Genomic DNA, 12,476 nt, shown 5'->3' on the forward strand with positions numbered 1-12,476 from the left:
CAACCAAATGCCGCCATGCGACAGGGCGGCATTTGCGGGCAAGCGTGGTTGGCTGTATTGCTCCTTTATCGTCCACGCAGAGTGCCAGGCATGCTCAGTCCAGAATTCCTCTCCGCCTCCAACCGGCTCACGATCGACCTCAACGCATTGGCAGACAACTGGCGCTCGATGAATGCCCGCTCGGGCAAGGCTCGCGCCGCTGCGGTGCTGAAGGCCGATGCCTACGGCCTCGGCATCGACGAGGCAGCGCCGGCGCTTTACGCCGCCGGCGCCCGCGACTTCTTCGTCGCCAATGCGGAGGAAGGCGCAGACCTGCGGCCGCTGGTGCCCGAAGGCCGTATCTACATTCTCGCCGGCATGTGGCCCGGAAACGAGGCGCTGTTTTTCGACAACGACCTTGTGCCGGTGATCAACTCGGAGGAGCAGCTTGCCGTATTCATGGCGGCGCTATCCGAGCGCGGAGACCACCCTTGCGTGCTGCATATCGATACCGGCATGAACCGCCTGGGGCTGTCGGTCGAGGAAGCCGTCGCTCTCGCCAACGATCCGGCGCGCCCGGCGAGCTTCTCGCCCGTCCTGATCATGAGCCACCTCGCCTGCGCCGATGACCCGGGCAACCCGCTCAATGGCCATCAACTCAAGCGCTTCCGCGAGGCAACGGCCGCGTTCGAAGACGTTGACGCGAGCCTGGCGAATTCCGGCGGCGTGTTCCTGGGCGACGACTACCATTTCAACCTGACGCGCCCGGGCATCGCGGTCTATGGCGGCGAAGCGGTCAATGACGTCGCCAATCCGATGAAGCCGGTCGTGACGGCGGAAGCCCGCATCATTCAGGTCCGCAACGTCGCCTCCGGCGGCCACGCAAGCTACGGCGCGTCTGCGCGTTTCAACCGCGACAGCCGCATTGCGACCGTTGCCGTCGGTTATGCCGACGGCTACCACCGCTCGGTCTCGGGCGGTGGCGTGACCCTGCGGCAGGCAACGCCGTCAGGCGCATTCGGTTTTCTGCATGGCCAGAAGGTGCCGCATGTCGGCCGGGTGACGATGGACCTCAGCCTCTTCGACGTCACCGACCTCCCGGAAAACGCAGTGCGGGCCGGCGATTATATCGAGCTTTTCGGCCGACATATCGCCGTGGACGACGTGGCGCGCGCCGGCGGCACGATCGGCTACGAGATGCTGACCAGCCTCGGCCACCGCTACGACCGCCACTATATCGGCTCCGTCTGATACCGACCTGCGCTGATACTTTACAGTCCGTCACCGAAAATCACCTTTTGTTCCGCGTTTCGCGGCATTATGTGAAGGCAAAAGTGATTCTCCGATCATCGGTAGTGTCGCCATTGGCGATGCGCTGAAGTCTCCGCACTGTGAAAGTCGTTCCCGATGGCGAAAGCCCGCACACAATTCGTCTGCCAAAACTGCGGCACCATCCATACCCGCTGGGCCGGCAAGTGCGAGGGCTGCGGCGAATGGAACACGATCATCGAGGACGACCCGACAGCCGGCATCGGCGGGGGCCCCTCCCGCGCACCGAAAAAAGGGCGCCCGGTTGCGCTGACCACGCTTTCCGGTGAAATCGAGGACGCCCCGCGCATCCAGACCGGCATATCCGAGCTCGACCGGGCCACCGGCGGCGGCTTCGTTCGTGGCTCCGCCCTGCTCATCGGCGGCGATCCCGGCATCGGCAAATCGACAGTGCTGATGCAGGCGGCGGCCGCCCTTGCCCGTCAGAAACACCGGGTCATCTATGTCTCGGGCGAAGAGGCCGTCGCCCAAGTGCGTCTGCGCGCGCAAAGGCTCGGTGCTGCCGACAGCGACGTGCTGCTCGCGGCCGAAACCAATGTCGAGGACATTCTCGCGACGCTTGCCGAGGGCAAGCGCCCCGATCTCGTCATCATCGACTCGATCCAGACACTCTGGAGCGACATCGTCGATTCGGCACCCGGCACGGTCACCCAGGTGCGGACCGGCGTTCAGGCGATGATCCGCTTTGCCAAGCAGACGGGAACCGCCGTGGTGCTTGTCGGCCACGTCACCAAGGAGGGTCAGATCGCCGGTCCCCGCGTTGTCGAGCACATGGTCGATGCGGTGCTCTATTTTGAAGGCGACCGAGGCCACCACTACCGCATCTTGAGAACGGTGAAGAACCGGTTTGGACCGACTGACGAGATCGGCGTCTTCGAGATGTCGGACAAGGGTCTGCGCGAGGTCGCCAACCCATCGGAACTGTTCCTCGGCGAGCGCAACGAGAAATCGCCAGGCGCCGCAGTCTTTGCCGGCATGGAGGGAACGCGGCCGATCCTGGTCGAGGTGCAGGCGCTGGTGGCGCCGACCTCGCTCGGCACGCCGCGCCGCGCCATCGTCGGCTGGGATTCCGCCCGTCTCTCCATGATCCTTGCGGTGCTTGAAGCCCACTGCGGCGTGCGGCTCGGTCAGCACGACGTCTACCTCAACATCGCCGGCGGCTACCGGATTTCCGAGCCTGCCGCCGACTTGGCTGTGGCTTCCGCACTGGTTTCGTCGCTTGCCGGGCTTGCCCTTCCGGCTGATTGCGTCTATTTCGGCGAAGTCAGCTTGTCGGGCGCCATCCGGCCGGTTGCGCATACCGCTCAACGCCTCAAGGAAGCCGAGAAACTCGGTTTCTCGCAGGCTGTTCTGCCAGCTGCCTCGACCGAATTGCCAAAGAACGGCAATGGCCGGTGGAGCGAGTTGGAAAGCCTGCCGGATCTGGTGGCGCGCATCGCGGGATCGCGAAACGCCCTGAGACCGGTAGAGGACGCAGATTGAAGGTGCGGGTGCTGCAAGTGGCTCCACGGGACGCCTTCTGAGCAGGCTCATGACATGCCCTGAGCATCAGGCAGGGCCGACGGCGGATAGGCTTGAGGAGACCCGGACGAACCGGGTTCGGAGTAAGGACAAAATGCCCATTACAATTCTCGACGGTATCGTTCTCGGCGTCGCGCTGTTTTCAGCAATCCTGGCCATGGTTCGAGGCTTCTCGCGCGAAGTCCTGTCGGTCGCCAGCTGGGTGGGTGCTGCGGCAGCGGCCTACTTCCTCTACCCGCATCTCCTGCCCTATGCCAAGCAGTATACCAGCAGCGACACGGTCGCGCTGATCGGCTCGGCGGCAGTGATCTTCCTGGTCGCGCTGATCATCATTTCCTTCATCACCATGCGCGTCGCCGATTTCATCATCGACAGCCGCATCGGCGCACTCGACCGCACCCTCGGCTTTCTCTTCGGCGCGGCACGCGGCATCCTGCTCGTGGTCGTCGCCATGCTGTTCTTCAACTGGCTGGTCGCTCCGCAGCAGCAGCCGGGTTGGGTCACGCAGGCGAAGTCCAAGCCGCTTCTCGACAATCTCGGCAACAAGCTGATCGCGCTTCTGCCCGAGGAAGCCGACGCCACTATCCTCGACCGCCTGCGCGGCAAGGACACGACCGGCGAAGGCGAAGGGGAGGCCCCGGCCGGCACGCCCGGACAGGCACCGTCGGGTTCGCCCGACCAGGCGCCGGTTGACGACGCCCCGGCCACCAACGGTTGAGACATGGAAAAACTGCCGACAAAGCCCGCTGCGCGGGCTTTGTCCTTTTGGGAATAACGCTTGTGTCCGTTTTCAGCTAAGATTGCTTGAAGACGGCGGGCCTGATCACGATATGCGCACCGGCACGGAGCAAAGGCGACTGTGATGACCGATCTGAGATCCACGGAAATCCATGACGAACTCGATGGCGACACCCTGCACGAAGAGTGCGGCGTCTTCGGCATCCTGGGGCACCCGGATGCGGCGGCGCTGACGGCGCTCGGCCTGCATGCGCTCCAGCATCGCGGCCAGGAAGCTGCCGGTATCGTCACCTTCGACGGCAAGCAGTTCTGCACCGAAAAGCGCATGGGCCTCGTCGGCGACCACTACACCGACCCCGCTACCCTCGCGAAGCTTCCGGGTTTCATGTCCATCGGCCACACGCGCTACTCGACGACAGGCGAAGTGGCGCTGCGCAACGTCCAGCCGCTCTTTGCCGAGCTGCATGAAGGCGGCATCGCGATTGCCCACAACGGCAACTTCACCAACGGCCTGACGCTCCGTCGCCAGATCATCTCAGATGGCGCCATCTGTCAGTCGACTTCCGATACCGAAGTCGTCCTCCACCTCATCGCCCGCTCCAAGCACGCTTCGACCACCGACCGTTTCGCCGATGCGATCGCGCAGGTCGAAGGCGGCTACTCGATGCTGGCGCTGACCCGCACCAAGCTGATCGCCGCCCGCGACCCGAACGGCATCCGCCCGCTCGTCATGGGCGAACTCGACGGCAAGCCGATCTTCTGCTCGGAAACCTGCGCACTCGACATCATCGGCGCCAAGTTCGTGCGCGACATCGAGAATGGCGAAATCATCATCTGCGAGATCCAGTCCGACGGCTCGATCTCGATCGATTCTCGCAAGCCGCTGGCTCCGCAACCGGAGCGGCTCTGCCTGTTCGAATACGTCTATTTCGCCCGTCCGGATTCGGTCGTCGGCGGCCGCAACGTCTATGTCGCGCGCAAGAACATGGGCCAGAACCTGGCCAAGGAAGCCCCTGTCGAGGCCGATGTCGTCGTCCCGGTTCCCGATGGCGGCACGCCGGCCGCAATCGGCTACGCGCAGCAGAGCGGCATTCCCTTCGAGCTCGGCATCATCCGCAACCATTATGTCGGCCGCACCTTCATCGAGCCGACCCAGCAGATCCGCGCCTTCGGCGTCAAGCTGAAGCACTCGGCCAACCGCGCGATGATCGAGGACAAACGCGTCGTGCTCGTCGACGATTCGATCGTGCGCGGCACCACCTCGGTCAAGATCGTGCAGATGATCCGCGATGCCGGCGCACGCGAAGTGCATGTGCGCGTCGCCAGCCCGATGATCTTTCACCCGGACTTCTACGGCATCGACACGCCGGACCGCGACAAGCTCTTGGCCAACCAGCACGCCGACCTCGCCTCCATGTGCCGCTTCATCGGCGCGGACTCGCTCGAATTCCTGTCGATCGACGGCCTCTACGAGGCAGTGGGCGGGGTCAAGCGCGATCCCAAGTCGCCGCAGTTCACCGATCACTATTTCACCGGGGACTACCCGACCCGCCTTCTCGACCAGGAAGGCGCCAGCAACGTCCGCAAACTCTCGGTTCTCGCCAGCAACGGATAATCAGACAATAAAATGACGATCAATTTGAAAGACCGGGTCGCCGTCGTCACCGGCGCATCGCGCGGTATCGGCTATTTCACGGCCCTCGAACTTGCCAAGGCTGGCGCTCACGTCGTCGCCTGCGCCCGCACCGTCGGCGGCCTCGAAGAGCTGGATGACGCGATCAAGGCGGCCGGCGGCTCGGCGACGCTCGTTCCCTTCGATCTCGCCGACATGGCTGCGATCGACAAGCTCGGCGGCGCGATCAACGAGCGCTGGGGCAAGCTCGACATCATGGTCGCCAATGCCGGCGTGCTCGGCACCATCTCGCCGATCGGCCACGTCGAGGCCAAGGTGTTCGAGAAGGTGATGACCATCAACGTCAATGCCACCTGGCGCCTGATCCGCACGCTCGAGCCGCTGCTGATCAAGTCCGATGCCGGACGTGCCCTCATTCTCTCCTCGAGCGCCGCCCACAAGTGCAAGCCGTTCTGGGGTCCCTACTCCGCCTCCAAGGCAGCCGTCGAAGCGCTCGCCCGCACCTGGGCCGGAGAGACGCAGCGACTGCCTCTGCGCATCCTCAGTGTCGACCCGGGCGCGACCCGCACCGCGATGCGCGCCCAGGCAATGCCCGGCGAAGATCCGGAAACCGTGCCGCATCCTTCCGAGGTTGCCGCTCAGCTTCTGCCGCTGGTCGGTCCGGACCAGACCGAGACCGGCAAGCTTTACATCGTTCGCGAAAAGAAGATCGTCGATTACCGCCTGCCGGAATAACGGCGGCATTAAAGCCGAAATCGAAAAGGCCACCGTGTTTCCACGGTGGCTTTTATTTTTGTGCTGCTGTTCAAGTCTCAGTCTTTATCGCCCGGCAGGCCGTCGCCGCCATGGGCGGGATGGGCGGGCCAGTCGCCGCCATACTTGCGTTGCCACGAGCGAGCGCCGAACGGCAGCGTGATCAGGTAGCCAAGCGCCGTGACCGCCATTGTCTCCCAGGTGTAGGTCATCAGCGTCGCAACATAGAAGACGACAACGAGAATGACCGGCAGGACCAGATCGCGGCGCACGCGGCTGTTTTCCGACTTGCCCGACCAGACCGGCAGACGGCTGACCAGCAGGAAGGCAATCAGCACCGTGTAACCCGATGCGATCAGCGCAAAGGTGCGCTCGGGTGCCAAGCCCAGCAGGCCGAGATAGACCGGCAGCAGCACCAGCATGGCGCCGGCCGGGGCAGGCACGCCGACAAAATACTCCGACTGCCACGCGGCCTTGGACTGGCGTTCGGCCATGACATTGAAGCGCGCCAAGCGCAGGCCGCAGGCAATCGCGTAGATCAATGCAGCAATCCAGCCGATCGAGCGGGCCTGATCGAGGATGAAGACGTAGAGAACAAGAGCCGGTGCGACACCGAAATTGATGATATCGGCGAGCGAGTCCATCTGACCGCCGAAATTCGACGTCGCCTTCAAAAGGCGGGCGACGCGACCGTCGATGCCGTCGAGAAAGGCCGCAAGCAACACCATGGCAACGGCAAGCTCGATGCGGTTTTCAAAGGCGAGCCGGATGCCGGAGAGACCCGCGCAGATCGCCAGGACGGTGATCATGTTCGGGATCATCAGGCGCAGAGGTATCTCGCGCAGTCGGGGGCCGCGACCGGTGTCGTTTGAACCGTTCGCCTCGCCTGCGGCTTTCGGCGGTTCGGCTGGATTTTCCTGTTGGGGACCTTCCATAGGGGCTCCTTATGCGCGACGGCTGATGACCGGGCCCTTGGCCGAGCCGAATTCGGCAAGCACGGTTTCACCGGCAATCGCGGTCTGGCCGAGGCTGACGCGGGGCTCGACACCTTCAGGCAGGAACACGTCGAGGCGCGAGCCGAAGCGGATGAGGCCAAAACGCTCGCCGGCATCGAGCGAGGCGTTTTCATACTTCCAGCAAATGATGCGGCGGGCAACGAGACCAGCGATCTGCACGACGCCGATGGCGCCATGCTTTGTCTGGATGACGAGGCCGTTGCGCTCGTTCTCGTGGCTGGCCTTGTCGAGCTCGGCGTTGACGAACTTGCCGGCGCGGTAGGCGATGCGGCTGATGGTGCCGGTCACCGGCGCACGGTTCACGTGGCAGTTGAAGACATTCATGAAGACCGAGATGCGCAGCATCGGTTCGGCACCGAGCCCCAGCTCCTCCGGCGGCGTCACCATGGTGATCGACGAAACACGGCCATCGGCCGGGCTGATCACCAGATCGTCGTCGATCGGCGTCATGCGCTCGGGGTCACGAAAGAAATAGGCGCACCAGGCGGTGAGCAGGAAGCCGATCCACATCAGCGGCTCCCACAGCAAGCCCAGCAGCAGCGACACGACGAAGAAGATCGCGATGAAGCGATAGCCTTCCTTGTGCACCGGAACCAGCGTGTTGCGCACCGTATTGACCAAGCTCATGAACTCTACTCCAGATTTGCTGTGGAACGTGACCTAGCGCGAAATGCCGCCCGCGGCAACGCCGCCCGCCCGACAGCGACAAAACGCGTCGCGATCAGCTACAAGACATGGCCGTCATACGGCCGGTTCGCCGCGCGTGACGATACCGAGGTCGTCGCTCTCGCGCACACGCTTCAATTGCTCTTCCGCCTGGGTCGCCTCACGCTGGCGGCTCCACATGGAAGCATAAAGTCCGTCGCGATCGATCAGTTCCCCGTGCGTGCCGCGTTCGGCGATAACGCCGTCCTTGAGCACGATGATCTCATCGGCATTGATTACCGTCGAAAGCCGGTGCGCGATGACCAGCGTCGTGCGGTTGCGGGAAACGACGTCGAGCGCCGACTGGATTTCCTGCTCCGTGCGGGTGTCGAGCGCGGAAGTCGCCTCATCGAGGATGAGGATCGGCGGTGCCTTCAGGATCGTGCGGGCGATGGCGACGCGCTGTTTCTCGCCGCCCGAAAGCTTGAGCCCGCGCTCGCCGACCATCGCCTGGAAACCTTCGGGAAGCGACTGGATGAAGGTGGCAATCTGCGCTGCCTCCGCCGCAGCGACGACCTCCTCCTCGCTCGCCGAGACGCGCCCGTAGCGAATGTTGTAGGCGATGGTGTCATTGAACAGCACCGTATCCTGCGGCACCATGCCGATCACGGCGCGCAGGCTCTTCTGCGTGACATGGCGCACGTCCTGCCCGTCGATGGTGATCGTGCCCTGCTGCACGTCGTAGAAGCGATAGAGGAGCCGCGACAGCGTCGATTTACCGGCCCCGGAAGGGCCGACGACTGCAACGGTCTTGCCGGCGGGCACCTCGAAGCTGATGCCCTTCAGGATCGGTCGCGCCGCATCATAGGCGAAGTGCACGTCCTTGAAAGCGATGGCGCCGTTGGCAATGGCGAGCTGTCGTGCATCCGGGCGGTCGACCACTTCGGCTTCTACGTCGAGCAAATCGAACATGTGTTCGATATCGGTGAGGCCCTGACGGATTTCGCGATAGACGAAGCCGATGAAATTGAGCGGAATGGCAAGCTGGATCAGCATGGCATTGATGAAGACGAAGTCCCCGAGTGTCTGCTCGCCGCGCTGCACCGCAAGCGCGGACATGATCATCATGACGGCCGTGCCAGCACCAAAAATCATCGCCTGGCCGAAGTTGAGCCAGCCGAGCGACGTCCAGACCTGGGTCGCCGCCTTCTCGTAGCGCTCCATCGATCTGTCGAAGCGCTTGGCTTCCATCTCTTCATTGCCGAAATATTTGACGGTCTCGAAGTTCAAGAGCGAGTCGATCGCCTTGGTATTGGCGTCGGTGTCGCTGTCGTTCATGGAGCGGCGGATGGCGATGCGCCAGTCGCTCGCCTTGACCGTAAACCAGATATAGAGCGAGACGGTGATGGCCGTGACCAGCAGGTAGCTGAAACCATAGCCCCACCAGAAGATCACGGCGGTCAGCAAAAACTCGATCAGCGTCGGAACGCTGTTCAGGATGGTGAAGCGGACGATGGTCTCGATGCCCTTGGTGCCGCGCTCGATCACGCGTGACAGACCGCCGGTGCGCCGCTCCAGATGAAAGCGCAGCGACAGCTGGTGCATGTGGACGAAGGTCTTGTAGGCGAGTTGCCTGACCGCATGCTGCCCAACGCTGGCAAACAGCGCGTCGCGCAACTGGTTGAGCCCCGCCTGCAGCAGGCGCGCGAGATTATAAGCAAGCACGAGCATGACCGCGCCGCTCAGGAACTGCGGCAGGAAGCCCAGTGCATCCGGCTTGTTGTTCAGCGCATCCGTCGCCCACTTGAAGAAATAGGGAACGAGGATCAGGACGACCTTGGCAATCACCAGAATGATCGTTGCCCAGACGACCCGAAGCTTCAGATCAGCCCGATCCGAAGGCCACATATAGGGCCACAGGTTGACGATGGTGCGAAACGGGTTGCTCGTATCGGCGGAAATCGTTTTCGTCTGGTTCTGAGGTGCCACGTCTTGATCCGCCTTCATTCTTTCGCAAACACAGGCCGACAGTCATGCCAATCCACCGGCGTCGCGCTATTACGGCTCCGCGCCTCGAACCTTGGGCAAGGACGTCGGGGCACATCGTCACCATCCAATGAAAAGCGGCGTCTCGTTGAAGACGCCGCCTTATTTGACAGATAGGTCTCCGTCGACACCACCGCAATGCGATTGCGCGCCGATAAGCAGCCTATTGTTCGTGTTTCATATGCTTCTTGTGAATTTCCCGCGATTCCTCATCGGAAAGTGCCTGATCGGGAACGCCGAAGACCTGGCCCGGACGGATGCGGTCGGGGTTTTCGATCTGCGCCTGGTTGGCCAGATAGATCGTGGTGTAGCGGAGGCCCGCGCCATAGACACGCCGTGAGATCTGCCAGAGCGTATCGCCGCGACGGATGATCACCGAACTCTTGCTTTCCTTCAGCGGCGCTTGCTCCACCGTTTCCGGCTGGGCCTGCGTTGCAGTGGAGGCCATGGAAGGTTGCGCCGCGGCGACATCAATGGCGATCTCGCTACCGGCACCCTTGACCTTCGACGCGCCGGAAGCCTCCGCGACCTCGCCCGATGCGGCGGGCTGTGCCGCAGCAGCAACCGCCGGTGTGACACTGCCGCGTTCGGCGAGAATCGCACCGACCGAGGCTTCAACCTTGGTCAAGGCTGCAGCGACGCTCGAGGCATCCTGCGGGGCATCCTTCAGCACGGCAAGCGCATCGGCTGCAGCCTTTGCTGTCCGCGCAACTTCATCGGCCAATGCCTGGTCAGAATTGTCGGTCAGCCTGAAGTCGGCCAGCGACTTGAGCGAAAATTCGCTTGCAGAGCGTGCTGCCGCGAGTTGCTCGCCCGTCGGCACCTTGCCGTTGGAGAAAAGTCCCTTCAGCAGCGCCAGCGCCTTGCCGGCTTCGGCGCGCAGCCCGTCGAGGCCGGCCGTAGCGGCGGCCGAAACCGGACCGGCAACGGCAGCGACCTGGCTACCGGCTGGGCGGTCGAAGGGCACCGATGCGCGCATCACGACCTTGCTTGCGTCCTCGCTCAACATATCTGCACGGATGATGTGGCTGCCGACCGAAAGGTCGATCTGACCGTCTACGACAAAGTGGCCCTTGTCATCCGCCTTCATTTCGCCGAGCAGCTTGTCGTCCGCGTAGATGCGAACAAGGGCACCCGGCTTTGCACTACCGGCGACGAACATCTTGGCGCCCTCGATCTCGACGGCGGTCACCTGCAGCCCTGCAGCGCCGTTCGGCTTTGCCGCCGTTGCGTCGCTCGTCGTCTGCGGCGTTGCAGACGCCACGTCGGCGGATGTCGCCGCAGGCGCCTGCGAAGCAGGCGCGTCAGCCGTCTGCGCAGCGCCCGCCAGGGCGTCAGGCGTGGTGAGCAGCCGGCTGGCCGTGCCGGGCTTAGAGACCATGGCAAGCAGTTGGCCGGTCGGGTCCTTTGGTACGGAAACCGTTGCGACCTCTTGCGAATTCTTGGCAACTCCATCTTCGCCGACAGCGCGCAGGGTCAGCTGGTAGTCCCCGGCCGGAAGAGGCTTGTCGAAGACGGCGGCGAAATCGCCGGTCACGCCGACATCGGCTGTTCCGACAACCGTCGTGCCGTTGAGGATTTCGAGCTTGGAGCCCGGTGAGGCGTGGCCGGCAACAACGGTCGAACCATCGGGTTCGACGCGCACGACGTCAAAACCGGGAATGGATGCATCCTCGGCCGGTTGTTTCGCGCCAGCGGCGCTTGCCGCCTGTTGCGGCTCCACCATTTTGGTGGCGTCACCGGACTTCGCCGCGCCCGGAGTAGGCTGAGGCCCGCCGTTCGACGATGCGGCTTCGCCGGTTTGGGCCGGAGCGTTTGCCGTGCCATCGGCCGACGCTTCCTTGCCGCCACGCAAATTCGGTTGAACTACAAAAACCATCAACGCTGTTGCTGCCGCAAGGACAGTAAGGGCCACCCAGCCGGCCTTGTTCTTGATCATGCCACTCTCCACAGGAGCGGAGCGACGCTCCGCGCATGCCCTCTCATCGGCCTAAGGCGCGGGGCTTGCACTATCATTATAGCGCAACTGCGAGCTACCCGCCCAATTTCTTCAATCGATCCCTGAAATTGCTAGCGTTTCCTAGACTAGCAAACAAGAAGCCGCCCTTGTTGCAAGTGCCGTGAACCAAGCTTTCCCCTCATTTTTCTTGACCCTTGCTGCGCTGCAATGTTTTTTGACCGGATGAACACTGAAATCAGCACGATTCGATCCATCTGCGTCTACTGCGGCTCACAGCCGGGGTGCGACCCGATTTACATGGAAGCCGGCCGCGCGCTCGGCCGCTCGATCGCCGACCACGGCCTGCGTCTGGTCTATGGAGGCGGCACGCGCGGCATCATGGGAGCGGTCGCAAGCGGCGTGCTTTCCAATGGCGGCGAGGTCACTGGCATCATCCCGGAATTCCTGATGGACAAGGAAGCGACGCGCCATTCCCTCGGCCAGCTCAACGAACTGATCGTCACCGCAGACATGCATGAGCGCAAGCACACCATGTTCGAGCGGGCGGACGCCTTTGTCGCCCTGCCTGGCGGCATCGGCACGCTCGAAGAGATCGTCGAGATCATGACCTGGGCGCAGCTCGGGCGTCACCGCAAGCCGATGGTCTTCGGCAACATGAACGATTTCTGGAAACCGATGCTGGATCTGCTGCAGCACATGCGCGCTGAAGGCTTCGTTCACACCGCCCACCTCGTCCAGCCGCTTGTCGTGGAGAAGGCCGAGGATATCGTGCCCGCGATCCTTGCCGCGGCCAACGGCGCAAACGGCCGCGAAGGCGAAGCCGAAATCATCTCGCGCCTCTAAAGCATGTCGCGCA

At 63.2% G+C, this 12,476-nt stretch carries 10 protein-coding genes; 6 read left to right on the forward strand and 4 right to left on the reverse strand.

What is annotated here, in order from left to right:
* The first annotated feature begins 90 nt into the window (after nucleotides 1–90).
* From alr to ABIE33_RS02455, 5 genes are all read left to right on the forward strand, one after another.
* Nucleotides 91–1,230, forward strand: coding sequence for an alanine racemase (alr, locus tag ABIE33_RS02435; RefSeq protein ID WP_429120930.1), 1,140 nt, complete (start codon nucleotides 91–93; stop codon nucleotides 1,228–1,230).
* A gap of 156 nt (nucleotides 1,231–1,386) precedes the next feature.
* Nucleotides 1,387–2,790, forward strand: coding sequence for a DNA repair protein RadA (gene radA, locus ABIE33_RS02440; protein ID WP_209791167.1), 1,404 nt, complete (start codon nucleotides 1,387–1,389; stop codon nucleotides 2,788–2,790).
* 133 nt (nucleotides 2,791–2,923) lie between these two features.
* A complete protein-coding gene (locus tag ABIE33_RS02445) occupies nucleotides 2,924–3,547 on the forward strand; it encodes a CvpA family protein (RefSeq protein ID WP_429120934.1) in 624 nt (207 codons plus the stop codon).
* 144 nt (nucleotides 3,548–3,691) lie between these two features.
* Nucleotides 3,692–5,182 carry an amidophosphoribosyltransferase gene (gene purF, locus ABIE33_RS02450; protein ID WP_429120936.1) on the forward strand — a complete coding sequence of 497 codons (1,491 nt, stop codon included), beginning with the start codon at nucleotides 3,692–3,694 and terminating at the stop codon, nucleotides 5,180–5,182.
* Between the two features lie 12 nt (nucleotides 5,183–5,194).
* Nucleotides 5,195–5,935 carry an SDR family NAD(P)-dependent oxidoreductase gene (locus ABIE33_RS02455; RefSeq protein WP_429120939.1) on the forward strand — a complete coding sequence of 247 codons (741 nt, stop codon included), beginning with the start codon at nucleotides 5,195–5,197 and terminating at the stop codon, nucleotides 5,933–5,935.
* Between the two features lie 77 nt (nucleotides 5,936–6,012).
* Here ABIE33_RS02455 and pssA read toward each other — a convergent pair whose 3' ends face one another.
* The 4 genes from pssA to ABIE33_RS02475 form a co-directional block, all read right to left on the reverse strand.
* Entirely contained in the window at nucleotides 6,013–6,888 is an 876-nt protein-coding gene (gene pssA / locus ABIE33_RS02460; RefSeq protein WP_429120942.1) for a CDP-diacylglycerol--serine O-phosphatidyltransferase, read from the reverse strand.
* 9 nt (nucleotides 6,889–6,897) lie between these two features.
* A complete protein-coding gene (locus tag ABIE33_RS02465; RefSeq protein ID WP_429120945.1) occupies nucleotides 6,898–7,596 on the reverse strand; it encodes a phosphatidylserine decarboxylase in 699 nt (232 codons plus the stop codon).
* Nucleotides 7,597–7,710: 114 nt separating this feature from the next.
* Nucleotides 7,711–9,621, reverse strand: a complete 1,911-nt coding sequence (locus ABIE33_RS02470; RefSeq protein ID WP_429120948.1) for an ABCB family ABC transporter ATP-binding protein/permease — start codon at nucleotides 9,619–9,621, stop codon at nucleotides 7,711–7,713.
* A gap of 202 nt (nucleotides 9,622–9,823) precedes the next feature.
* Complete coding sequence (locus ABIE33_RS02475) at nucleotides 9,824–11,599, reverse strand: LysM peptidoglycan-binding domain-containing protein (RefSeq protein WP_429120950.1); 1,776 nt, start codon at nucleotides 11,597–11,599, stop codon at nucleotides 9,824–9,826.
* Nucleotides 11,600–11,842: 243 nt separating this feature from the next.
* Here ABIE33_RS02475 and ABIE33_RS02480 point away from each other — a divergent pair, with 243 nt between their 5' ends.
* Nucleotides 11,843–12,463 (forward strand): TIGR00730 family Rossman fold protein, encoded by a 621-nt coding sequence (locus tag ABIE33_RS02480; protein ID WP_429120952.1) that lies wholly within the window; start codon nucleotides 11,843–11,845, stop codon nucleotides 12,461–12,463.
* Nucleotides 12,464–12,476: the final 13 nt, after the last annotated feature.

This window comes from Ensifer sp. 4252 (genome assembly GCF_050434565.1).
In the GTDB taxonomy this organism is placed as follows: domain Bacteria; phylum Pseudomonadota; class Alphaproteobacteria; order Rhizobiales; family Rhizobiaceae; genus Ensifer.

Coding starts and splice junctions, on each gene's coding strand:
- ABIE33_RS02475 (WP_429120950.1), bottom strand. CDS start 11,599: ATGATCAAGAACAAGGCCGGCTGGGTGGCCCTTACTGTCCTTGCGGCA.
- purF (WP_429120936.1), top strand. CDS start 3,692: ATGACCGATCTGAGATCCACGGAAATCCATGACGAACTCGATGGCGAC.
- ABIE33_RS02445 (WP_429120934.1), top strand. CDS start 2,924: ATGCCCATTACAATTCTCGACGGTATCGTTCTCGGCGTCGCGCTGTTT.
- pssA (WP_429120942.1), bottom strand. CDS start 6,888: ATGGAAGGTCCCCAACAGGAAAATCCAGCCGAACCGCCGAAAGCCGCA.
- ABIE33_RS02470 (WP_429120948.1), bottom strand. CDS start 9,621: ATGAAGGCGGATCAAGACGTGGCACCTCAGAACCAGACGAAAACGATT.
- ABIE33_RS02465 (WP_429120945.1), bottom strand. CDS start 7,596: ATGAGCTTGGTCAATACGGTGCGCAACACGCTGGTTCCGGTGCACAAG.
- radA (WP_209791167.1), top strand. CDS start 1,387: ATGGCGAAAGCCCGCACACAATTCGTCTGCCAAAACTGCGGCACCATC.
- ABIE33_RS02455 (WP_429120939.1), top strand. CDS start 5,195: ATGACGATCAATTTGAAAGACCGGGTCGCCGTCGTCACCGGCGCATCG.
- alr (WP_429120930.1), top strand. CDS start 91: ATGCTCAGTCCAGAATTCCTCTCCGCCTCCAACCGGCTCACGATCGAC.
- ABIE33_RS02480 (WP_429120952.1), top strand. CDS start 11,843: ATGAACACTGAAATCAGCACGATTCGATCCATCTGCGTCTACTGCGGC.